This window comes from Pseudomonas sp. HTZ2, from assembly GCF_033173945.1.
Taxonomy (GTDB): Bacteria; Pseudomonadota; Gammaproteobacteria; order Pseudomonadales; family Pseudomonadaceae; genus Aquipseudomonas; species Aquipseudomonas guariconensis.
Genome location: NZ_CP137332.1, coordinates 1,190,263 through 1,212,447, shown reverse-complemented (window position 1 = coordinate 1,212,447; position 22,185 = coordinate 1,190,263). Strand labels below are relative to the sequence as shown.

Annotated in this window: 18 protein-coding genes; 11 read left to right on the top strand and 7 right to left on the bottom strand. The window is 61.7% G+C overall.

Annotation, left to right across the window (positions count from 1 at the left end; genetic code table 11):
* The first annotated feature begins 86 nt into the window (after positions 1-86).
* The 10 genes from R6G97_RS24900 (at position 87) to R6G97_RS05685 (ending at position 10,097) form a co-directional block, all read left to right on the top strand.
* Positions 87-821, top strand: coding sequence for a methyl-accepting chemotaxis protein (locus tag R6G97_RS24900; protein WP_377734200.1), 735 nt, complete (start codon positions 87-89; stop codon positions 819-821).
* Positions 822-960: 139 nt separating this feature from the next.
* Positions 961-1,527: a nicotinamide riboside transporter PnuC gene (pnuC, locus tag R6G97_RS05725; protein ID WP_043211861.1), complete on the top strand. Its 567-nt coding sequence runs from the start codon at positions 961-963 to the stop codon at positions 1,525-1,527.
* Positions 1,524-2,075, top strand: coding sequence for an AAA family ATPase (locus R6G97_RS05720; protein ID WP_317847881.1), 552 nt, complete (start codon positions 1,524-1,526; stop codon positions 2,073-2,075). The genes pnuC and R6G97_RS05720 overlap by 4 nt, the downstream gene beginning before the upstream one ends.
* 298 nt (positions 2,076-2,373) lie before the next feature.
* On the top strand, positions 2,374-2,811 hold the full coding sequence (locus R6G97_RS05715) for a hypothetical protein (protein WP_317847880.1): 438 nt from the start codon (positions 2,374-2,376) through the stop codon (positions 2,809-2,811).
* Position 2,812: 1 nt separating this feature from the next.
* Positions 2,813-3,385, top strand: a complete 573-nt coding sequence (locus R6G97_RS05710) for a hypothetical protein (protein ID WP_043211853.1) — start codon at positions 2,813-2,815, stop codon at positions 3,383-3,385.
* Positions 3,386-3,433: 48 nt separating this feature from the next.
* A complete protein-coding gene (locus R6G97_RS05705) occupies positions 3,434-4,921 on the top strand; it encodes a heme utilization protein (RefSeq protein ID WP_090342979.1) in 1,488 nt (495 codons plus the stop codon).
* 65 nt (positions 4,922-4,986) lie between these two features.
* Positions 4,987-5,667 carry a C39 family peptidase gene (locus R6G97_RS05700; RefSeq protein ID WP_043211848.1) on the top strand — a complete coding sequence of 227 codons (681 nt, stop codon included), beginning with the start codon at positions 4,987-4,989 and terminating at the stop codon, positions 5,665-5,667.
* A gap of 32 nt (positions 5,668-5,699) precedes the next feature.
* Positions 5,700-6,443, top strand: a complete 744-nt coding sequence (locus R6G97_RS05695; RefSeq protein WP_043211846.1) for a hypothetical protein — start codon at positions 5,700-5,702, stop codon at positions 6,441-6,443.
* A gap of 46 nt (positions 6,444-6,489) precedes the next feature.
* Positions 6,490-7,770, top strand: a complete 1,281-nt coding sequence (locus tag R6G97_RS05690; protein ID WP_043211844.1) for a transporter — start codon at positions 6,490-6,492, stop codon at positions 7,768-7,770.
* Between the two features lie 170 nt (positions 7,771-7,940).
* The gene (locus R6G97_RS05685) at positions 7,941-10,097 is read left to right on the top strand and encodes an LTA synthase family protein (RefSeq protein ID WP_090342987.1); all 2,157 of its coding nucleotides are present in this window, start codon (positions 7,941-7,943) and stop codon (positions 10,095-10,097) included.
* A gap of 80 nt (positions 10,098-10,177) precedes the next feature.
* Here the strand turns inward: R6G97_RS05685 and pgm are convergent, their stop codons facing one another.
* The 7 genes from pgm to R6G97_RS05650 form a co-directional block, all read right to left on the bottom strand.
* Positions 10,178-11,815, bottom strand: coding sequence for a phosphoglucomutase (alpha-D-glucose-1,6-bisphosphate-dependent) (gene pgm, locus R6G97_RS05680; RefSeq protein ID WP_043211843.1), 1,638 nt, complete (start codon positions 11,813-11,815; stop codon positions 10,178-10,180).
* 87 nt (positions 11,816-11,902) lie between these two features.
* A complete protein-coding gene (locus tag R6G97_RS05675) occupies positions 11,903-14,164 on the bottom strand; it encodes an ATP-dependent DNA helicase (RefSeq protein WP_317847879.1) in 2,262 nt (753 codons plus the stop codon).
* Entirely contained in the window at positions 14,161-15,813 is a 1,653-nt protein-coding gene (locus tag R6G97_RS05670; protein WP_317847878.1) for a VRR-NUC domain-containing protein, read from the bottom strand. Before R6G97_RS05670 ends, R6G97_RS05675 begins: the two co-directional genes overlap by 4 nt.
* A 164-nt stretch (positions 15,814-15,977) precedes the next feature.
* The gene (locus tag R6G97_RS05665; protein WP_317847877.1) at positions 15,978-16,544 is read right to left on the bottom strand and encodes a GNAT family N-acetyltransferase; all 567 of its coding nucleotides are present in this window, start codon (positions 16,542-16,544) and stop codon (positions 15,978-15,980) included.
* Between the two features lie 225 nt (positions 16,545-16,769).
* A complete protein-coding gene (locus R6G97_RS05660) occupies positions 16,770-18,116 on the bottom strand; it encodes an aminotransferase class I/II-fold pyridoxal phosphate-dependent enzyme (protein WP_317847876.1) in 1,347 nt (448 codons plus the stop codon).
* Entirely contained in the window at positions 18,116-19,513 is a 1,398-nt protein-coding gene (locus tag R6G97_RS05655; protein ID WP_317847875.1) for a hypothetical protein, read from the bottom strand. The genes R6G97_RS05660 and R6G97_RS05655 overlap by 1 nt, the downstream gene beginning before the upstream one ends.
* Before the next feature lie 456 nt (positions 19,514-19,969).
* The gene (locus R6G97_RS05650) at positions 19,970-20,986 is read right to left on the bottom strand and encodes a zinc-dependent alcohol dehydrogenase family protein (protein WP_070574527.1); all 1,017 of its coding nucleotides are present in this window, start codon (positions 20,984-20,986) and stop codon (positions 19,970-19,972) included.
* 208 nt (positions 20,987-21,194) lie between these two features.
* Between R6G97_RS05650 and R6G97_RS05645 the strand changes: the two genes are divergently transcribed.
* A complete protein-coding gene (locus R6G97_RS05645; protein WP_043211831.1) occupies positions 21,195-22,109 on the top strand; it encodes a LysR family transcriptional regulator in 915 nt (304 codons plus the stop codon).
* Positions 22,110-22,185 lie beyond the last annotated feature (76 nt).

The following is a 22,185-nucleotide window of genomic DNA, read 5'->3' as shown; positions in this document are numbered from 1 at the left end:
CGGCCCATGCCCTGGCCCAGTCCGCCAGCCACGTCGGCGACAACGCGGGCCAAGCCCAGGCGCGCAGCGTTCAGCAATCGCTGCAGATGGACCAGGTGGCCACTGCCGTCAACGAAGTCACCTATGCGGTTCAAGACGTCGCCAAGACCGCCGAACAGGCAGCCAACGAGATGCACGCGGCCCAAGTGCAGGTCGATCATGGCCAGCAGGCCATCCACAGTAGCCTGGAGCAGATCGACCGGCTGTCGAGCACCATCGACCAGGCGGTGCAGGTGATCCGCGAACTGGCCGGGCACAGCACCCGGATCGGTGGCGTACTGGAAGTGATCCGCTCTATCGCCGAACAGACCAACCTGCTGGCCCTCAATGCCGCGATCGAGGCGGCCCGGGCGGGTGAACAGGGCCGAGGTTTTGCCGTGGTCGCCGATGAAGTGCGGTTGCTGGCTCAGCGCACCGCCCAGTCGACCGCCGAGATCCAGACCATGATCGAGCACCTGCAAAGCCAGTCGGAAGCAGCCGTCAAGGCCATCGACACCAGCAGCGAAGCCTCGCGCCAGACCGTCCATCAAGCCCGCGAGGCCGGCACCAGCCTGGATGCTATCAGCCAGGCATTGAACAACCTCACCGCGCTCAACGCGTCGATCGCCAGTGCCACCTTGCAGCAGGCCCATGTGGTCGAAGAGATCAATCGCAATGTCCTCGACACCGCCGGACTGTCTCAGCAGACCGCCGAGGCGGCCCGCCAGTCCAGCGATGCGGGTGCCTCCCTGGCGCGCCTGAGCGAAGACTTGGAACAGTTGCTGCGCCAGTTCAAGGTCTGACAGCTTATCGATTTGTTCACGGGTGAACCCGCTCCTACCTTAGGAGCGGGGTTGCCCGCGAACAGGCCGCCATCAGCCACTACAGCTTCCCCGCCCCACAGGCTACAATCGCGACCTTCCCCACTCCCAAGGATCGCCGATGTCCGGCCTCGAACTCTTCGCCGCCGTGCTCGGCGTCATCGCCGTGTGGCTCACGGTCAAGCAGAACCCGTGGTGCTGGCCGATCGGCTTGGTGATGGTGCTGCTCTACAGCTGGATCTTCTATGAGGTGAAGCTGTACTCCGACATGCTCCTGCAACTGGTCTATGCCGTACTGCAGTTGTACGGCTGGTGGCAATGGACACGCCCGGAGCGTGTCGAGTACGCCCGTCAGGTGTCCAGCCTGGCCACAGGGCCGATGCTTACAGGGCTTGGGGTCGGTCTGCTGGCAAGTCTTGCTCTCGGCGCGGCGATGGCACACTGGACTGACGCCGCCCAGCCCTGGCTGGACGCCGCACTGACGGGGTTCAGCCTGGTGGCGCAGTGGTGGATGGCGCAAAAGCGCCTGCAGTGCTGGGCACTGTGGATGGTTCTGGACGTGATCTTCGTTGGCCTGTTCCTCTACAAAGGCCTGTACCTGACCGCCGCACTCTACGCATTGTTCACCCTGATCGCCGTACGTGGCTGGCTGCAATGGCGGCGCGACCCGGCGCTGGTGGCGGCATGAAAGTCGTGGTGCTGTGCGGCCCGGAGTCCAGCGGCAAGAGCTGGCTCAGTGGGGAGATCCAGGCACATTTCGGTGGCGTGGTCGTCAGCGAATACGTACGCCATTTCATCGACCAGGAACAGCGTGACACCTGCTACGCCGACATCCCGACCATCGCCCAGGGTCAACTGGTCTGGGAGGACCAGGCCCGTCAGCTGACGCCAGAGCTCTTGATCCTCGACACCCATCTGCTCAGCAACATGCTGTGGAGCCATGCCCTGTTCGATGACTGCCCGCCCTGGCTGGAACAGGCCTTGCTTGCACGTCACTATGACCTGCACCTGCTGCTCAGCCCCCAAGGCGTCGGCTGGGTGGACGATGGCCAGCGCAGCCAGCCCGACCTCAATGACCGCCAACGGTTCTTCGACGACAGTCTGGCGTGGCTGGCACGGCATCGCCAAACGGTGCAGATCATCGGCGGAGAATGGCCGCAAAGAAGCGCGGCAGCCCTGAACGCGGTGCAACGCCTGCTAGAAGGCAAATCCCCCACCTGCCCAACCGAGTGTTAAGGACCTGACACACACTTAAGGGCGCCAGTCCCCGAATTCATGGGCTTTTCACCAGTTTTGGGGGTGGTGTAAGGCGCATGAAACACTTGTGAAAAAAGCCTCGTCAAGCAACACCGATGCAGGATCAGGCCACGCGCGAATGGATATCCGTCTCACGGCTGATACAACAAAATCCAAACATCCGTAGCTAGATTCTCCAACGCCTTGATTTAACGGGTAAATCCAAAAACGGCACACCTTCTGCTCTCATCAGGGCAACGCTGACCCAGGCCAGCGCTCAAGAGAAGGAATTGCCGTCGTGAGGACATTCGATAAAGGCCTGATTCACCACCTGCTGGTCGGTTGCGTATTCGGCTCATGCCTCAGCCTGCCCGCCCAAGCCGACAACGGCATCATCGTGATCACCCGCGATGTCCAGCCCCGCATGGCCATCCGTGCTCCTGTGGCCCCAGACCCCAATCCCACCACCGCCAATGCCAACCCGTCTGCGCACATTCTCAGGCAGACCAACGAACTCAGTGACGGTGACTTCGCCAGCATCACCAGTGGTACGGGCATTTCTTCGATGGTGACCCACCAGACCACCAACCTGGGCGGCGCCATCGGCAACCAGAACCAACTCCCCAACATGGCCGCTGGCCGCGGCACCGGCTCAGGCAACGGCATTTCCAACATGGTCAACTCAAGCGTCCAACGCGGCCTGGCACCGCTGCAGATTCTGACCGGAGGCAAATGAGATGAGGCAGACGCTGTTAATCCTTACCGCGTTTTGCAGTGCATCGGCCTTGGCCCAACCTCCTGTGATCAACGACGCCACCATCGACAATTCCGGCGCGCAGTACCAGGGCAACTTCAGCCTCAACCAGGCAGCGGGCGACCTGCAGCAGCAGGCCAACGCACGGGCCTTCGCCTATGGCCACGAGGCCAGCGCAACCACGCAGATCCGTCAGGGCCTGCAGTCGGTGGTCGATCCCAATATGGGGGCCCGAGCCAGCATCCAGGGTAGCGCCTTCAGCCATGGCAGCGGCGCACTGGGCGTGAACCAGAGCGCAGGCGCCAGTACCCAACAAGCCAACGCACTGCGGATCAGCATCAGTGCGCATCCACAAGCCATCGACGACAGCGTCCTGCTGCAGCAGAACGTTGCGTTGATCAACAGCTCCGATCCAACCGATGCCTCTCCCGGCTATCGCCAGGTCACCACCGGTGACCAGGCCTTCACCGGTAGCCGTGGGGTCATTCAGTTGAATCAGAGCGCCGGGGTGGGAAACCAGACGGCAAACACCCTGAGCGTCCGGGTCGCTAACTGACCCAAACAGGTGGAACAACACTTAACCTAAAAAAGATGGAGAAACACCATGAAACCCTCGATGGCACTCAAGCCTCTGGTTTTCGCAATTGCTGCGGTCATGGCTGTTGCTGCACAAGCGGATCAGAACGATCGGCGTGGACATGGCCACAATGGCCACCACAATCCTCCACCAAAACCTATCTACACCAGCGCCACTGCCAATGCTGAGGACACTCAACGAAGTACCAACAACTTCATCCTCAATGAAGGCACCATCAACGAAGCCGAAATGAGCAGCTCCGCCGGCGGCGCGAGCGGCAACGTCGGGATCAACGTGGCGGCCGGTAACGGCAACCAACAAGATAACGCGGCGGCCATCGCCAACACCGCGTCCGACAACTCAGCGCTCGACAACAGCTTCGTCTTCGGCGAGTCCGTGGCAACCGCCAGCGTCGATCAGCGCAGCAACAACAACACCGTCAAGAACTGGTCCACTCAAAGCTCCGCAGTCATGAGCGGCTCGGCAGACGGCAGCAGCGGCAACGTGGGTATCAACATCGCTGGTGGCGATCTGAATCAGCAAAAAAACACCATGGCCATTGCCAACAACAGTGCGCCAATGGGTAACTCCACCGCCACCGCTACCGCCAACCAGAACGGCCCAGGCCTGACTGTCATCAACAAGGCAGACCGCACCTATCGGGTGGATACGCTGACCTACACCACCTCCAAGAGCGGTTCGTCCTCCAGTAGCGGCACGTTCGATTCCTCCATCGACAAGAGCTCCAGCTCGAGCTTCAGCGAGTCTGGGTCCAACAGCAGCAGTGCCAGCGGCTCCCACAGCAGCAGCGCCAGTGGCTCGAGCAGCATGACTGCCAGTGGCTCCCACAGCAGCAGTGCCAGCGGCTCCAACAACATGGCAGCCAACGGCTCCAACAGCTGGAATGCCAGTGGTTCGCACAACTCGAGCTCCAGCTCCTCGTCGAGTGCTTCGTTGAACGCGTCGCTGGATGCTTCGGCCAGTGCTGACGCCACCAGCACCAGCACGTTCGGTCCATTCGTACGGACTCGTAGCGAAAGCTTCGACGGTTCGCTTAACGCCAACCTCGACGTGAACGTCGACACCTCGCACGACCAGTCGCATGAGTCGGCGTTCGACAAGTCGTTCGATTCGTCGTTCGACAAGTCGTTCAGCTCCTCGTATGACCGCACCCGCGACTCTTCCTACGAGAAAGCTCGCGACTCTTCGTACGACAAGTCGCGCGAATCGGCGTGGGAAAAAGCGAACGCTTCGGCCTACGAGAAAGCCGGCGAAAAAGCCTCGCAATCTTCGGACACCATCTCGAAGAGCTACAGCGAGTCTAGCGAGTACGCGCTGAGCAACACCGTGTCGTTCCAAGTGCTGACCCCGACCGGCTGGGCCAACCCTGTGACCAACACCGCAACCCTCAGTGGTTCGGTCAATGGCGGCAGCGGCAACCTGGGCGTCAACGTGGCAGCCGGTGTGGGCAACCAGCAAAGCAACTCGCTGGCCATCTCCAACACCTCGATGTAACTGCGACCTGGAGGCCCCCTACGGGGGGCCTCTTCCTAACCAGAAATGCAAAGGGGGCGTGGGACATGCGTATTTTCGCCTTGGCGTTGTTGCTGTGCGTGACCAGCGTGGGTGAGGCTGCCCAGATGCCGCTGTCGGTCCTGCCAGGCGGCGCAGTGATCTACAAACCCATCCAAAGCATTCGCGAACGCAAGTTCGCCGACCTGGTGCAACAGAAAACCGACTTCAGTTGCGGCGCCGCGGCGCTGGCGACCATCCTGCGTCAGGCCTACTGGCTGGACGTCGATGAACAACAGATCATCGAGGGCATGCTCGCCCACGCCGACCAGGACCTGGTCCGGGTGCAGGGCTTCTCGATGCTCGACATGAAGCGCTACGTGGAAAGCCTCGGCATGCGCGCCCGCGGCTACCGAGTGGCCCCCGACACCCTGAACAGCATCCGCATTCCGGTGGTCGTGTTGATGGACATCCGGGGCTACAAGCACTTCGTGGTCATGCAGAAGGTCGACAGGGGCTGGGTCTACATCGGCGACCCGGTACTGGGCCACAAACGCTTCACGGTCGAAGATTTCCTTAAGGGCTGGAACGGCATCATCTTCGCCGTCATCGGCCAGGGGTATGACAAGAACAACATCCTGCTCGACCCGCCGCTGCCGCTGAGCGCCAAGAATCGCGTCAGCAATTTCACCCCTGTGCAGGACGCGGAGTTGATGGACTTTGGCTTTATCCAAAGCGACTTCTTCTAAATCAGAATGGGCATGACGCTCCGGGAGCTCCCATGAAGACTTCAACCTGGCTGGTCGCCGCTTGCCTGGCGGCTGCCCTGCCGACCCAAGCCGAGACGTTCAAACCTATCGAGCTCAAGGACCAGGAACTGGCCAACCTGCGAGGTCGGTACGTGATGCCGGGGCGGATCGTCAGCTTCGGCATCGTCATGACCAGCACCTGGCAGAACGCCAACGGCGAGGTGATCGGCGCGACCTCCGCGATGCAGATCCAGCAATCGACCATCAAGCCGCAGTTCTACGTGTCACTGATCAACGAAAAAGGCACCGGTACCTCCCAGCCCAAGAGCAATGGCACAGGCACAGTCACCGGTGGCAGCGGGCTCAACACCACCGAAGGCGTGACCCAGGTGGTGCGGGCCGCCGGTGACTTCAACACCGCCCACAACAATGTCGCCATCAACGTGACCAGGGGCGACAAGGCCCCCAGCGGTACACCCCAGGGGCAGGCCCTTGCCAATGGCTCCACGCTGCTCGGCAGCAACGGCGCGGGAACGCTGAAGGTCTCCTCCTCCGGCAGCGGCGTGCAGATGAACATCGTCGCCAACAACAACCAGGGCAACACCTTCCAACGCATTGGCCAGGGCGGCCTGATGCAGAACACCACGTTGCTCGGCTCAAGCAACCGCGTCAGCAACCTGACCTCGTTCAATGTCGTGCTGCGAGAGGCCCCTGCGGCCGGCTCGATGAACGTCAATCTGGACCAACTTAAAGGCCTCCGTGGTCTTGGATACTGATCTACGCTCAGTCTCATCGAATGCAGTCAGAAGGGACGGCTAACCCATGCACCGTTTGTTGACGCTAAGAGCTATCGTTTGTTTGAGTACCCTGACCCCGGCCACCCTGCTGCAGGCAGCAACCGATCCTCAGGTCGAAGCACTGAAACAGGAGCTGATGGCGCTCAAGGAGCGCTACGAAGCACAACAGAACGCATTGATGGTGCTGGAGCAACGGCTGCGTCAGGTCGAAGAGGCACCACCGGCTCCGGCCCCGCGGCGCCTGACCAAGTCGCCCGCCGAGGGCGTCAAGGGCAGCCAGACCGTCGCCTCCGGCGCGCCTGGCACCACCGGCAGCTCCTACGGGCAATCGCTACAGGACAACTCCGAGCCTGCGCAGAGTGTTTCCAACCTGTATGACGAGGCCAGCGGCTTCTTCGGCGGAGGCAAGTTCAGCTTCGAGACGGGCATCACCTATACCCACTACGACACGCGGGCCCTGACCCTCAACGGGTTCCTGGCGCTGGACTCGATCTTCCTGGGCAACATCAACATCGACCGCATCAAGGCGGACAACTGGACCTTGGACCTGACCGGCCGCTACAACCTGGATCAACGCTGGCAGTTCGACATAAACGTGCCCATTGTCTATCGCGAGTCCACTTACTCCTCCGGTGGCGCTGGCGGCGCCGCCGGGGTCACCTCGGACGATTCGGTAACCCGCGACCCGACCATCGGCGACGTCAACTTCGGCATCGCCTACAAGTTCCTCGACGAGTCGGAAACCTGGCCCGACGCCGTCGCAACCCTGCGGGTGAAGGCCCCGACCGGCAAGGACCCATACGGCATCAAGCTGATCCAGAGCCCGGGCAACGACAACCTGGCGGTGCCCGAGGATCTGCCGACCGGCAATGGTGTCTGGTCGATCTCGCCTGGCATATCGTTGGTCAAGACCTTCGACCCGGCGGTGCTGTTCGCCAGCTTGCAATACACCTACAACATGCAGGACTCGTTCAGCGACATCAGCCCGCAGGTGGGCACAAAGGTCAAAGGCGATGTGAAACTCGGTGATTCGTGGCAGATCGGCGGTGGTATCGCGTTTGCCCTGAACGAAAAGATGAGCATGTCGTTCTCGTTCACCGATCAGTTCTCCAGTAAAAGCAAGATCAAGCCCGATGGCGGCGATTGGCAGTCGATCTCAAACAGCGACTACAACGCCGCGAACTTCAACATCGGCATGACCTTCGCGGCCACCAACAACCTGACCATTGTCCCGAACCTTGCCATCGGCCTGACCGACGATGCACCGGACTTCTCGTTCAGCCTCAAGTTTCCCTATTACTTCTGATGACAGCCGGGGTGCCCAGCACCCCAATGCCATCCTTTATGCAATCTTTTGTAATGAGTCTGCAGGCCGCGCCACGCCTTGCCCTCTGTCCGCAAGCCCTGTCCAGCGCCGAACGCCTGTTATCATGGAGCACACTTGAGTGACTGTTTCATGACAAGAAGGAAGTCTTTGTGAAGAACATACTCGGTCATCCCCGTGCCCGACTGCTCGCCTTGGCAGTCCTGGTGCTGGTGATCCCACTGGGTACAAGGGCCTTGCTCGGCTGGTCCAACCCCTTCGGCTACCTGTCCGATATCGCGGTCGCAAGCCTGTTGGTGCTATTCCTGCATCGTCGCGCCTGGTGGCTGGCGCTGCCCGTACTGCTGATCTGGGGCGCCTTGTTGGTGGCTTCGGCAGAGCTGGTGAGCGCAGTCGGTCGACTACCCAACAGCGCAGACCTCACCTACCTGTTCGATCCGCAGTTCATGGAAAATTCAACCGGCGGCGCCCTGGCCCACGCCTGGCTGCCCTGGCTGTTGCTCGCCGGGCTGCTGGTCTGGTTGATCAGCGCCTGGCGCAGCCGTGGCCTGCGGGGCACGCCCCTGCCGCGCAAGGCCTGGGCCATTCCCGTCGTGCTGCTGGGCCTGCATTGGGCCGGCCAGCATCTGATCCCCTCCGACGCCGACCAATGGCGCCAGTACAACCTACCCCACCAGCTATTGACCGCCGCAGTGGGCAACGTGCAGCGCGCCACCTCCAGCGCCTTGGGCAACGAGCAACCCGTGCCCGTGCTGCCCATCGCCGGCCTGACCCAGTCGGACCTCAACGGGCGCAAGCTGCTGGACGCGCCGGGCAAGGCCCGCAACGTGCTGGTGATTGCCCTGGAAGGCATCCCTGGCGCCTATGTACGGGCCAACCGTCAAGCCCTGCACAGCCATTTTGACGAAGAGCTCATGCCCAACCTCAGCCGCTGGGCGGAGCGAGGCATGAACACGCCCGATTATGTCCTGCATACCCACCAGACGATCCGCGGCCTGTACGCCCTGCTCTGCGGCGATTACGACAAGCTCGCCAACGGCACGCCCAAAGGCATGGAGCTGCTGACCCAGGACCTGCGCAACCAGGCATGCCTGCCGGCGCAGCTGCGCCAGGCCGGCTTCAGCACCCATTACCTGCAAGGTGCTGGCCTGCGCTTCATGGCCAAGGACCGGATCATGCCGCACATCGGCTTCGGGTCAGTGCATGGCCAGGAGTGGTTCACCAACAAGAACTACCTGCATTTCCCTTGGGGCAAGGACGATCGCGCCTTCTTCGAAGGTGCCCAGAAGTACGTCGCCAAGCTGCGCAAGCAAAAGCAGCCCTGGATGCTCACCCTGCTGACCGTCGGCACCCATCAGCCCTATTCAGCGCCGGAGCGCTACCTGCAGCGCTACGACACCGCCAAGCAGGCGGCAGTGGCCTACCTGGATGATGCCCTGGGCGCTTTCCTCGACAACCTCGAGCGCCAGGGCGTGCTCAAGGACACCCTGGTGGTCATCACCTCCGATGAGTCCCACGGTATCGATGGCGTACGCCTGGCCTCTTCATGGGGGTTCAATCTGACGTTGGCACCGGAACAGGCCCAACTGCCGCGCCTCAAGCAAGGCACCTACGGCCATGTGGACCTCGCCACGTCCCTGCTCGACTACTTCGCCTTGCCCATCCCGGCCGCCTTGAGCGGACGCTCGCTGTTCCGCGATTACGACACGGGGCGCGAAATGATCTCCTACACCAACGGCATGCTCCGCTATCACGACGGTCACGGCACCCTGACCGAGTGCGACTTCCAGGAGCGTTGCCGCCGTTACGCAAGCCAAGGTTTCATTGCCGACCATGCCCAGTACCTGGGCCGGGGCAACGAGATCGCAGGCCAGCAGCTCACTGCCCTGGCCAACACGCTGGACCAATCGCTGCTGCAAACCCCGCTCAATCTGCGCTACCAGTTTGGTGGCCCGGCAGCCATCACCTTGCACAAGCGCATCCGCGATGACTGGGCCGACAACCTCATCGGTGCTCAGTACCTGGAAATGCCCCAGGGCACCCATACCCGTGTACGCGTGAAGGTGCGCTCGCTCGACCCGAAACACGACGCCTACATCCAACTCAAGGCCAAGGAATTCGAGCAGGATGTGCCGTTGGGATTGCCCGAGGAAATCATCGTTACAGCCGATCAGCCGCTGGAGCTGGAATTCGGTTTCGACAACCCGTCGGTGCGAAAGGCGTTTTCGTTCCACCTGTTGGGTTATGGCGGGGGCAAGGTCGAGGTCAGTGACTTCAGTGTGGTCACCGGCTTTGCTGGTGGCGGTTGAATCACCTCCAAGAAGCCCCCACCCCGTCGGTGGGAGCAGTCTCAGATCGTGATGGGGCTGCTGGACAGCCCCGCTGTCCATCAGGCGATTGCCGAATCCACCAACACCTGCGCTTCCTGCACCAGGCGCTGAAGGTGCGCTTCATCGATGAAGCTCTCAGCGTAGATCTTGTAGATGTCTTCGGTACCGGACGGCCGCGCTGCAAACCAACCGTTGGCCGTCATCACCTTCAGACCGCCAATGGCCTGGCCATTGCCTGGCGCATGGCTGAGGATCTGTTCGATCGGCTCGCCGGCGAGCTCGGTGGAGGTCACCTGCTCGGGCGCCAGCTTGCTCAACAGTGCCTTCTGCCGGGCATCGGCCTTGGCTTCCACACGCGTCGCGTACGGCTTGCCCAAGGCCTCGGTCAAGTCGGCATAGGCCTGGCTTGGATTACGGCCGGTACGGGCGGTCATTTCCGCAGCCAGCAACGCCGGAATCAGACCATCCTTGTCGGTGGCCCAGACCGTGCCGTCCTTGCGCAGGAACGAAGCACCGGCACTCTCCTCACCACCAAAGCCGAGCGAACCGTCGAACAGGCCCTGGGCAAAGAACTTGAAGCCCACCGGCACTTCGTACAGCTCACGGCCCAAACGAGCGGTCACGCGGTCGATCAGGCCGCTGCTGACGACAGTCTTGCCCACCGCCGCATCGCTGCGCCACAGCGGGCGATGACGGAACAGGTAATCGATGGCCACGGCCAGGTAATTGTTCGGTTGCAGCAAGCCATCGGGAGTGACGATGCCATGGCGGTCATGGTCCGGGTCGCAGGCGAAGGCCACGTCGAAGCGCTCGCGCAGACCGATCAGGCCTTGCATGGCATGGGGCGAAGAGGGGTCCATGCGGATCTGGCCATCCCAGTCGACGGTCATGAAACGGAACGTTGGGTCGACCTCGGTGTTGACCACGTCCAGATCCAGACGGTAGTGCTCGGCGATCGCCTGCCAGTAGCGCACCCCTGCCCCGCCTAGCGGGTCGACACCCAGGCGCAGCTTGGCAGCGCGGATGACGTCGAAGTCGATGACGTTCTCAAGATCCGCCACATAGCGGCCTACATAGTCGTAACGCTGAGTGGTGGCGGCCTGCAGGGCCTGGGCATGGTCCATGCGCTTGACGCCGGCAAGACCTGCGGCCAACAGTTCGTTGGCCTTGGCTTCGATCCACTTGGTCACGTCGCTGTCGGCCGGGCCGCCATTGGGCGGGTTGTACTTGAAACCACCGCTTTGCGGCGGGTTGTGCGACGGCGTGATGACCACGCCATCGGCAAGACCCTGCTGGCGGCCACGGTTATGGCAGAGAATGGCATGGGACACGGCCGGAGTCGGTGTGTACTCATCGTCCTTGGACAGCATCACCTGCACGCCGTTGGCGGCGAGTACTTCCAGGGCGCTGGCTGCGGCCGGAGCCGACAGCGCATGGGTATCGGCGCCGACGAACAACGGGCCATCGATGCCTTTTTCCTGGCGATACAGGCAGATGGCCTGTGTGATGGCCAGTACGTGATCTTCATTGAAGCTCAGTTCCAGCGACGTACCCCGGTGCCCTGAGGTGCCGAAGGCCACACGCTGAGCCGCCACCGCGGCATCGGGACGTCCGGTGTAGTAGGCGGTGAGCAGGCGGGGGATATCGACCAGCACGCTGGCCGGAGCCGGCTTGCCTGCCAAAGGACTGAGCGTCATGCAAGAACCTCGAGTTCAACAGGATGTTGGTGTTGGAACACGCAGTGTACTGGGAGTTGCAACGCCGTGCGATGGGGCCTGCGCGGTTTATTCGCCACCGGTCTGCCACCAGGCCGGGAACATCTGCTGCACCCGTGGTTCGGCGAAGCGTTCGTCGATCAACAGCAGCACCCCACGGTCCTGATCGCCTCGAATGACCCTGCCTGCAGCCTGGATCACCTTGCGCACGCCAGGGTAGAGATAGGCGTAGTCGAAGCCCGCGCCGAACTGGCGCCCCAGGCGCTGCTTGAACTGCTCGTTGACCGGGTTGACCTGGGGTAGCCCCAGGGTGGCGACGAACGCACCGATCAAACGACTGCCAGGCAGGTCGACTCCCTCGCCGAAGGCACCGCCCAGCACGGCAAAACCGACACCTTTGCCATCGGGCACGAAACGCTTCAGAAACGCCTCCCGCGCGCCTTCGTCCATGCCTGGCGCCTGCTCCCACCGAGGGATTGCCGGATAACGTTCGGCCAGCAAGGTGGCCACCTGCCCTAGATATTCGAAGCTGCTGAAGAACGCCAGGTAATTGCCCGGCCGGGCGCGGTACTGCTCGGCGATCAGTTCGACGATCGGTTCCAGCGACGCCTGGCGCTCCCGGTAGCGGGTGGACACCTCGCTGACGATGCGCACCGCCAGTTGTTCGGCGCGAAACGGTGCCGCCACCTCCAGCCAGGCCGTGTCGGTCGGCATACCCAGCAGGTCGGCGTAGTAATGCCGTGGGCTTAAGGTGGCAGAGAACAGCGTGACGCTACGAGCCGCCTGCATGCGCGGCCCCAGCAGCCGCGCCGGCACCACGTTGCGCAGACATAAGGTCGACAAGCGACGCTTGCGCGGGCCCGTGCGCAATGTCACGTCGAATATGAAGTGATCGTCGAACAGCTCAGCGACCCGGGTGAACTGCAGGGCCTGGAAGAAGAACTGCAACAGCGCCGGGTCGACCTCGCCAGGCGCCTGCTCCAGACGTTCCTGGATCAGGCCGATGCACTGCGCAAGCGTGCGCAGAAAGTCTTCAGGCAGCCGATCGAGCGTCTGATAAGGGGCTTGTTGCGCCTTGTACAGGGCGTTCCACTGCCGGTTCAAACGCTCGAGGGCACTGCCCACGCCTGGGGGTTTGCTCTGGCGCAGGCTGGCCAACTGGCCTTGGTCCAAGCTTGCGCTGTACATCCCCCGCCCCCGCTCGACCAGGTTGTGCGCCTCGTCCACCAGCACCGCCACACGCCACTGGTTGGCTTGGGTCAGGGCATGCAGCAAGGCGTGGGCGTCGAAATAATAGTTGTAGTCGGCCACCAGCACATCGGCCCAACGCGCCATTTCCTGCCCCAGGTAATAAGGACAAACTTGGTGCGCCAACGCCACCTCGCGGAGCACCGCCTTGTCGAGCAGCGGCCGGCGCGCCGCCTCCTCGCGCGCTGCATGCAGCCGGTCGTAGAAGCCTCGGGCCAACGGACAGGACTCGCCGTGACAGGCGTTTGCGGGGTATTCGCAGGCTTTGTCCCGCGCGATCAGTTCCAGAGTGCGCAAAGCCGGCTGCGGGGTGGCATCGGTGATCTGGCGCAAGGCGTCCAGCGCCAGGGCCCGGCCTGGAGTCTTGGCGGTCAGGAAGAACACTTTGTCCAGTTGCTGGGGTGCCATGGCCTTGAGCAATGGGAACAAAGTCCCTAGGGTCTTGCCGATGCCCGTGCTGGCCTGGGCCATCAGACAGCGGCCAGTGCTCACCGCCTTGTACAGCGTCTCGGCCAACTGGCGCTGGCCTTGGCGAAATTGCGGGTAGGGAAACCCCAAAGCCTTGAGATCCCTGTCACGTTCTACCAGGCGCTGCTGCTGGACTTCGGCCCAGACCAGAAATCGCTGGCACTGGACCTCGAAAAAGCGTTGCAGGTCCGAAGCGCTGTGCTCTTCGCTGATCAGTGTCTGGCGGTCGCTGTCCACGTCCAGGTAGACCAACGCGACGTCGATCGTCTCCAGCCCCCGGGCCTGGCACAGCAGCCAGGCATAGACCTTGGCCTGCGCCCAGTGCAACTGACGATGGTTGTGCGGCTGACGGGCAAGGTCGCCGCGGTGGGTCTTGATCTCTTCCAGACGATTGCGCACCGGGTCATATCCATCGGCTCGGCCACGCACGCACAAGCTCTGGTATTGGCCTTGCAGCGCTACCTCCGCCTCGTAGTCTGCGCCGCGCCGCGCCACAACCCGACGATGACCGGCGATCCCTTCCTGGGCCGTGGGCGATGGCGTGAAGCGCAGGTCCAAGTCGCCTACCTTAGCGCTGAACTCGCACAACGCACGGACTGCCACGGTGTAGGTCATGTCGGCGTCTCGGTCCAGCGTACATGGCACACCGCCACCGGCAAGTCGTGCTCACGGCAGAAAGCGAGCCAACGCAACTGGTTGTCCTGCAGTCGGTCTCCAGGCCCCTTGACCTCGATCATGCGGTAACGGCCTTCGGCAGGCCAGAACTGGATCAGGTCAGGCATGCCCGCGCGATTGCTGCGGATGTCCTGCAAAAGACGGATGAAACACTGTTTGAGATGAGCCGCCGGTATGCACGCCAGGGCTTGCTCGAGCAGTTCAGGAGTGAGCATCGGCCAGAATACGAACGGGGATTGCAGCCCATGCTTGGCGGTGAAACAGTCGCGCATGGCCTGACGGTAGCTGCCATCGTCGAGCCGACTCAGGCAGGCCTGGAACAACGCCGCGCGTCGTTGCTGGAAGTCACTGTCGTGCAGATCCTGCGGGCCGGCCTGGAAAGGGTGGAAGAACGCGCCTGGTACCGGGGCGAAGATTGCCTCACAGCACAAAAGACCGAACAGGCTGTTGAACAGGGTGTTCTCGACGTAGTGACAGGTGCTTGCGCCCTCAGCCAGGTGCAGGCGTACCGCCTCTTCGACACCAAGGGCGGAACGTTCGATCGGTAGCTGCAACTCGATCAACGCCAGGTCCGCCGGGCGGCGGCGCGCTTGCGGCGGACCACCGAGCTTGCGCGCCAGGCGTGGCAACATGCGCGCCAACGCTTGTTGTTCCTGCGCATTGACAGGCGAGGCGGCCAACTCCAGCGCCAGTGCCTGCGCCCGGTCCCACTGCTCACTGCGCTCCAGCACCCGCACCTGGCGTACACGCGCTTCGGGATGATCACTGCGAGCATAGACCACCAAGGCCTGGTCCCAGTCCCCCCGGCGCTCGCACTGCTGACCGATGCTGTACATCAATCGCCCGCGTCGCCGTACCAACCACGGGTTGTCGCTGTGCAGTCCCCCCAGGGTGGCCAGCAGCGAGTCGGCGTCCTCCCCTTGCTCCAGCCGGTCGGCGCACTGGTGCAACGCCATGGCCAGGTCGATCTCCGTGCGCTGGCGCAAGACGCGTGAATCGACACTCAGCGGCACTTGCTCATAACGCAGCAAACCCAGATCGGCGAGCACGAACTCCGACCAGTCCTGATAAAGATTGCCGAAAAACAACAGGCGCAAGCGATCACATAATGGCTGCAGGCGCCAATGGAAGATACGTATCGGAGATTGCGCAAACCACTCAGTCAACGTGCGGGGCGCCAGCGCCAACGGCTGCAACTGCGCAAGCAGTTCGCCTTTGGCGGCCCGTGGCTTGCTCAGATGTGCGGCAAAGCATTGGGCCAGCTCCTGTTTGCGCAGCACATCGAACAATTGCTCCAGGGTCAGGACGGCGTCGTCGCTGACCCACCCCAACGCCAGCAGTGGTTGCAATGCCGATGAGCAATCACCGATTTCGGCGTAGTCGAGCCTGTCACTGCGAAACAGTTCGCCCTTGCGCATGACCATTCGAACCATCAAGGCCTGGGCAGGCTCGGGCAACCGCTCGAACGCCTGTAGAAAGCAGTGCTCGACCTCATCGAGCAGATCGGCGTAGCGCTGCTCGACCCAGGCCAGGACCTGCCGGAAGTTATGCAGGTAATAAAGAGGGTCGTCGACGGAATGGGCAATCACGGTGCGCGTTCAGGTATGGGAACAGGCACTGGTTATACATACAGACCCCAAGCACTGGCAAGTGCTACAGGTCGCCTCGCTGGTGAGCTCAGGGTCTTAAAAAATGTATCCGCACCCGCCCCTACTGCGTTGAAACGGGGCCTGCAATGCCCGTTCAAGTGCCGTCAAGGCCTGTGCATTAGATAGGCTTCCCCGCTCACTCGAACCATCGGGTGGGGCACGATCGTGCAGGTTTTGACGATCTTGAAACCGTGCCGTTCGTAAAAGCGCCGGGCACCGGTGTTCGCAGCATAGTCGATCAAGCTCAGGCCCTTGAGCCCCAGTTGATCAGCGCGTTGCTGAGCCTGCTCAAGGAACTGTACACCCAAGCCCTGATTACGCCAGCCATCGTGAAGAGCCAAGCTCGAAATATAGAGCGTGCCGGGAACTTCCATATCGGCATAAGGTGCCAATACAGGGTCAGTCATCGGGGCTGGGTCTGGATCGTGATGCATCGCGTAGCTATGCATCATGCCGATGACCTGCCCGTCGGCTTCTGCAATTAGGCAATTTTGATAGGAGAAATCCACGTTATCACGGGCATAACGGGCAGTGCCGACATCCAGCAAATCCTGGCCCGGTTCTGCCAACTGGCTCCAAATATAATCGGCTACCCCTTCGGAAGTTATTTGAAACAACCGAGCAATGTCACGCGCATCCGAGCTGCGACCCGGACGAAATACGACGGCCATGTAGACGACTCCAGACAAAGTGTCGCCCCTTATAGCGTGTAGGAAAACGTGTTTCAACACCGCCTATAAAAAGACACACCAATGTTATTAACCAACTTGAAAGTGCGTCGTACAAGGCTATTTAAATGTCGTACTCAGGCAACAATGAAGACTTAACTCACTTTGGCCACTTTAATATTGAAAACACAATGATCCCTGGCGGAACCGATCAGCGGACGCACTCGCTCAACGACCGACAAGTACCCTTCCCAGCCGGCGCAACACTTGGTCCAGCCCCTCCCATGACTCGGCGCACCAGACCAACAGCACGTGCTGCGGGAAACTGCCTTTGAGCCCGAACAACTCCCCAGGAATGACAGACAACGGGCTACCCGCCACTGCCGCCAGAATGGCGTCCATATCGATCGGTTGGTTCAGGCGTGCCCAGATCCCCCGCCCGCCATCAGGCTTGGCAAACGCCAGGTGCGTGCCCAGACGCAGTTCGATTCGACTGCAGAGGTAGTCCATTCGAGTCTGCAGATCGAAGCGCAAGGCAGGCAAGCTATCGTCGACCTCCCCTTTTGTGAACGTATGTGCTACCGCTTGCTGACGCAGTGGGGGTAACAGAAAGCCTCGTCTGGTGATGGCTTCGTCGACGCAGGGTTGGCGACACAGCAGGTAGGTGTAAGGCGCTTCAGCGCCCAACGTGGCCTCCAGCGAACCGAGTATCAGCAGGCGACTCGCGTCGATGTCATCGCGTAGCCGCGACGCCGGAGGGCCTGCGAAACAGTGGTCGCTGTCCATGTCATTCTCCAGCAGCAAAGCGGGATGCTCGGCGAGCACACGGGCCAGTTGCTGCTGATCCTGCGCAGGCGTCAGGCGGCCCAGTGGCATGGACAGGCAGGAAGGCATCACCACAAGCTGTACCGGCTCATGTTCGAGCAAGCGTGTGAACGCGCCCATGTCCATCCCCCCATGAGCAGCCAACGGTGCTTCCAGTACTCGCATGCCAGCCTGCTGCAAGCCATGCAACAGGCGCCAGCAGCAAGGGGTTGCCACCACAGCCGTTGCCCCTTGAAGACGCAGGGCAAGCAACAGCGTTTCAAGCAAGGCCTGTACATCCGTGGCCAAGTGCACGTGCCGAGCATTCCAGCAATGGCCAGAAGCGCGGGTGTAGCGTGCGGCCAAAACGCTACGCAACAACGCGCCGCTGCCCAAGCGCCACGTCGCCTGCCCGCCCTGGCGCGAGAGGCGTCGTTCATGGGCGAGCAACGTGCGTTCCAGTGTATGAGGCGATGGCATGGCCAGGACGGATACCGGAGGGACCAAGGGCGCATGCGCCCCTGTCGAAGCGATCTGCGGTTCGGCGAAATTCACGAAGTACCCTGATTTGGGCACCGAACGAACCCGGCCTTGACGCTCCAACAGGCTGTACGCGCACTGTACGGTCGCCAGCGAAACCCGAAGGCGCCGGGCCAGGTCTCGCAAGGAGGGTAGACGCCCCCGTTCTGCATAATCGGCTTGGGCAATCAGGGCATCCAGATAGCGATATACGCCCTGGTAGGCGAATTCCCCACGCGCCGAACGCCCCATCAGAATGCCGCCTGGCGGACGATCACAGGCGTAGAGTCCAGGGGTGGCAACCACCGCAGCGCTGCATCCCGCCGCGTCAAACTCACCAGCAGACGCCAAGCGGATGGCTCGAGGCGAGCCGCGTAGATCGCCTGCAACTGCACCAGGCTCAACCCACTGACGTCCACCAGCCAGTGCTTGATGGTTTCAGGGCAAGGTTTGCCTTGCAGTGCCTTGTGCAGATAAGGCAAGGCCACTCCCATGCGTGGATGGCAAGCGTGCACGAAGTCCGCCAGTTTTTTACCTCGCCCGCTGAAAGGGGTGAACAGCAGGCACATGAGTTGCTCCTCATTGAGCCCCAGCCCCTGCAGGAACGACACCCTTCCCTGCTGCTGTACCCGCAGCCACCAGCTGGCGCGTGCATCCTTAATAGAGAGCTGCCCCTCCCACTCCCGGGGCTGTCGCGCCCGCAGATGTGCATGCGCCCCCGTCAGGTTTTCCACGATGCCGGACGCTGTCCAGGCGCCAAGTGGCGTATTGGCTAGGCCATGCTCTTTTGGCGGGCCCAGCATCGCGTCCAGGTGATGCGCTTCGCTCGAGGGGCAAAGCAAGTCGTCCACCGTCAACATCTTGAGCGGCAACTCAGGGCGCATTGCCGTGGGCATGTCCAGACACCGTCCCAATGGTGCCCCGACCCGCATATGCAGGCGACTCAACCCCTCAGCCAAGGCCGCAGCACACCGAGCCACGTCGCCAAGCCCCTCGAGCTCCCCAGTCAGTCGCAAGATCCGCCGCCCCCAGGCCATGACACGTCTGCGCTCACGATCAGGCAAGGCCGTGATCAAGGCGGTGGCAGCGCCGCTGTGATCGAGCGTCCCTTGCAAGGCGCCAGCCAGTTGCAGATGCAAGCGGCAGCCCAGCAGGGCCTTGGGCGTCGCCTCGGTGAGGTGCCCGAACATCAGCAAGGCCTGCCGCGAAGCCACCCAAGGCCGCACAGCTTGTGCCACGCAGGTGCTGAACGGCACCACCTTGTCATCTTCCAGCATGAGCAGCTGTACCCTGGGGTCATCCTGCATGAACAGCGCGTTGAACAGGCGCTCATGACTCAGTTGCATATGTGGGTCGGGCGCGGGCAGACAGCTCACGATCACCCTCAAACGGAAGGTCCGGCCGCCACGCAAGGCCAGACTTAACTGTGCAGCGCGTAAATTCGCCAGCAGATGCGCACTGCGACGGTCCCCCCCCAGCACCACCACCAGCTGGAACTCACCGATGTACGGCTCCCCGCCTGCGGCGACCGTCAACCGCTGGATCAACAATTGCAGCGAGGCGTGTTGCCCGCGGGGCATCTGATTACATACACGGTCCAATACTTGTTGATAGATGGACTGCATGGCCTGGTCATGAAGACTGCTCATCGGAACACTCCCTGTTCTTCATCACGGTGTTTAAACGTAAAGTGCGAAATAAACAGTTGGGCCAGCCCAACTTTGCTGACCTTTCCTACAAAGTCTTGGGAAATACCGAAGCACACCACCCAAGCCAATTCACCCCGCACACTGGCGCACGCGCGCCAAAGCCTTCCCAAGCCCATCCATCGCTCCTATGAATCATCCGTACAGGGTCATTATCGAAGGTTGCATTACGAATAAAAGATACAGATCTGGGTAAAAAAACCATTCACCCACGTCCGCTTTAATCGTTAAAAGTTAAGACGTAATTGCATGACTGCAGCCCCACACCTCATTTATTAATTGTCAACTTCTACCTGTAAGACAATATTCAATGATGCGTAGGAATTATCTTTAGCTCGACCCAAAGAAAAAGCCCGGACCAAAGGCCCGGGCTTTTTTTGCACGATGACAAGCTTGGCATTAACCCATCGTCAAGACGATCCGCCCCCCACAGGGGCATTCATCCATCTCGCGATGTGCCTCGACCACATCGGTGAATGGATAGACCTTGCTGATCTGGGGTGTCAGCAACTGATCGGCGGTGAACTGATTGATGTCACGCAGGGCACGTTGCAAGGCAACTTGGTCCTGCGCAATGCCCAGCTCCGGCTTACCGGTGAAATTGCCGATGCAGTGCACGTAGAACTGAATGTTCTTCTGAAACGCCGCACAGGCCGGGAATGGCGTCTGGTTTCCGCCCTGCAGGCCGTACAGCACCAGGCTGCCACGCGGTGCCAGGACATCTCCAAGCAGCGACATCTGCGGCCCGCCCATGCCGTCCAGGACCATGTCGACGCCACGGCCATCGGTGTATTTGGCCACCTGCATGAGCAGGTCCTGCTCTTCGGTGACGATCACTTTCTCGGCGCCAAGGCTCAGCAGGTAGTCGCGCTGCTCGGGGTCCTTGGTGGCGGCAAACACCTTCAGACCCAATGCCTTGCCCAGTTGCACGAAGGCAGGCCCCGCGCAATGGCTGGCGTCAGTGACCAATGCAGTCTGGCCGGCTTTCGCACGGGCCAGGTCGACGTAGGCGAAGTAGGCAATCAGCAGCGGTGTGTAATGCACGCTGGCTTCGATCGGCGTCAGGATGTCGGGATAACGGGTGATGGCGGTACGCGGCAGGACGATGACATCGCCATAGACCGGGTGTTCGTTGGCGCTGGTGGCCGGAAAGCTGGCTACCCGATCGCCCACGGCGATATCCTCGACGCCCTCGCCGACCGCCGTCACTACCCCGGCCATTTCATGACCGATGCCCGCCGGCAGGCGTGCCTGGGAGGGTGCCAGGTTCTGCCGCCAGAGCACGTCGTACCAGCTGACGCCAATCGCCTGGACGCGGATCTGCACCTCGCCCGTCGCGGGGGACGGCTCGGTCTGCTCTTCGCAGCGCAGAACGTCGGCGGCGCCGAACTTGTGGAAACGAATCATGCGGGACATCACATACCTCGCCTTCGTGAATCTCGTATTACCACGGACTTTATCCGGGCTTTTACCGTAAGACCATCAGTGGCTATTAATAGTTGACATGCCTGTCATCGATTGGGCTCCTGGCAAATCCGTGCATTGGTCCCCGGAAATCGGTGCAGGGTACCAGCCTTTGGCCTTAAGATTCATCCCTGACCTACTCTAGGCCGAGCACTCTTCGATGAACCGTAACGACCTGCGCCGCGTAGACCTGAACCTGCTGATCGTGTTCGAGACACTCATGCACGAACGCAGTGTGACCCGTGCCGCCGAGAAGCTGTTCCTCGGCCAGCCGGCGATCAGTGCCGCCCTGTCGCGCCTGCGTACCCTCTTCGATGACCCGCTGTTCGTGCGTACCGGCCGCAGCATGGAGCCCTCGGCCAGGGCTCATGAGATCTTCGCCCTGCTCTCGCCGGCGCTGGACTCGATCTCCACGGCCGTCAGCCGCGCCGCCGACTTCGACCCAGCCACCAGCACCTCGGTGTTTCGCATCGGCCTCTCCGACGATGCCGAATTCGCCTTGCTGCCGCTGTTGCTCAAACGGATTCGCGCCGAAGCGCCGGGCATCGTGCTGGTGGTGCGTCGGGTCAACTACCTGCTGATGCCCACATTGCTCGCCTCTGGCGAGATCTCGGTAGGCGTGAGCTACACCAATGAACTGCCAGCCAACGCAAAGCGTAAGATCCTGCGCCGCAGCCAGCCCAAGTTGCTGCGCGCCGATAGCATGCCCGGCAGCCTGAGCCTCGATGACTTCTGTGCACGGCCCCATGCCCTGGTGTCGTTCGCAGGCGATCTGTCCGGCTTCATCGACGAAGCCCTCGAACAGATCGGCCGCAAGCGCCATGTGGTCCTGGCCGTGCCGCAGTTCAACGGCCTGGGTAGCCTGTTGGCGGGCACCGACATCGTCGCCACGGTGCCCGACTACACCGCCGACGCACTGACCGCCGCCGGCGGCCTGCGCGCCGAAGACCTCCCCCTGGACGTGCGCACCTTCGAGCTGCACATGGCCTGGCGCGGCGCACAGGACAACGACCCGGCCGAGCGGTGGTTGAGGTCGCGGATTCAGATGTTCTTCGGGGATCCCGATAGTCTTTGACTGAGTTCCACTGAGCACCACAAAACCTTTAAATACATAGAGTTAGCAAGATTTTTCGTCCATAACCGCCCGTCAG

Coding starts and splice junctions, on each gene's coding strand:
- R6G97_RS24900 (WP_377734200.1), top strand. CDS start 87: ATGGACCAGGTGGCCACTGCCGTCAACGAAGTCACCTATGCGGTTCAA.
- pnuC (WP_043211861.1), top strand. CDS start 961: ATGTCCGGCCTCGAACTCTTCGCCGCCGTGCTCGGCGTCATCGCCGTG.
- R6G97_RS05720 (WP_317847881.1), top strand. CDS start 1,524: ATGAAAGTCGTGGTGCTGTGCGGCCCGGAGTCCAGCGGCAAGAGCTGG.
- R6G97_RS05710 (WP_043211853.1), top strand. CDS start 2,813: ATGAGGCAGACGCTGTTAATCCTTACCGCGTTTTGCAGTGCATCGGCC.
- R6G97_RS05705 (WP_090342979.1), top strand. CDS start 3,434: ATGAAACCCTCGATGGCACTCAAGCCTCTGGTTTTCGCAATTGCTGCG.
- R6G97_RS05700 (WP_043211848.1), top strand. CDS start 4,987: ATGCGTATTTTCGCCTTGGCGTTGTTGCTGTGCGTGACCAGCGTGGGT.
- R6G97_RS05695 (WP_043211846.1), top strand. CDS start 5,700: ATGAAGACTTCAACCTGGCTGGTCGCCGCTTGCCTGGCGGCTGCCCTG.
- R6G97_RS05690 (WP_043211844.1), top strand. CDS start 6,490: ATGCACCGTTTGTTGACGCTAAGAGCTATCGTTTGTTTGAGTACCCTG.
- pgm (WP_043211843.1), bottom strand. CDS start 11,815: ATGACGCTCAGTCCTTTGGCAGGCAAGCCGGCTCCGGCCAGCGTGCTG.
- R6G97_RS05675 (WP_317847879.1), bottom strand. CDS start 14,164: ATGACCTACACCGTGGCAGTCCGTGCGTTGTGCGAGTTCAGCGCTAAG.
- R6G97_RS05665 (WP_317847877.1), bottom strand. CDS start 16,544: ATGGCCGTCGTATTTCGTCCGGGTCGCAGCTCGGATGCGCGTGACATT.
- R6G97_RS05660 (WP_317847876.1), bottom strand. CDS start 18,116: ATGGGGCGTTCGGCGCGTGGGGAATTCGCCTACCAGGGCGTATATCGC.
- R6G97_RS05655 (WP_317847875.1), bottom strand. CDS start 19,513: ATGAGCAGTCTTCATGACCAGGCCATGCAGTCCATCTATCAACAAGTA.
- R6G97_RS05650 (WP_070574527.1), bottom strand. CDS start 20,986: ATGTCCCGCATGATTCGTTTCCACAAGTTCGGCGCCGCCGACGTTCTG.
- R6G97_RS05645 (WP_043211831.1), top strand. CDS start 21,195: ATGAACCGTAACGACCTGCGCCGCGTAGACCTGAACCTGCTGATCGTG.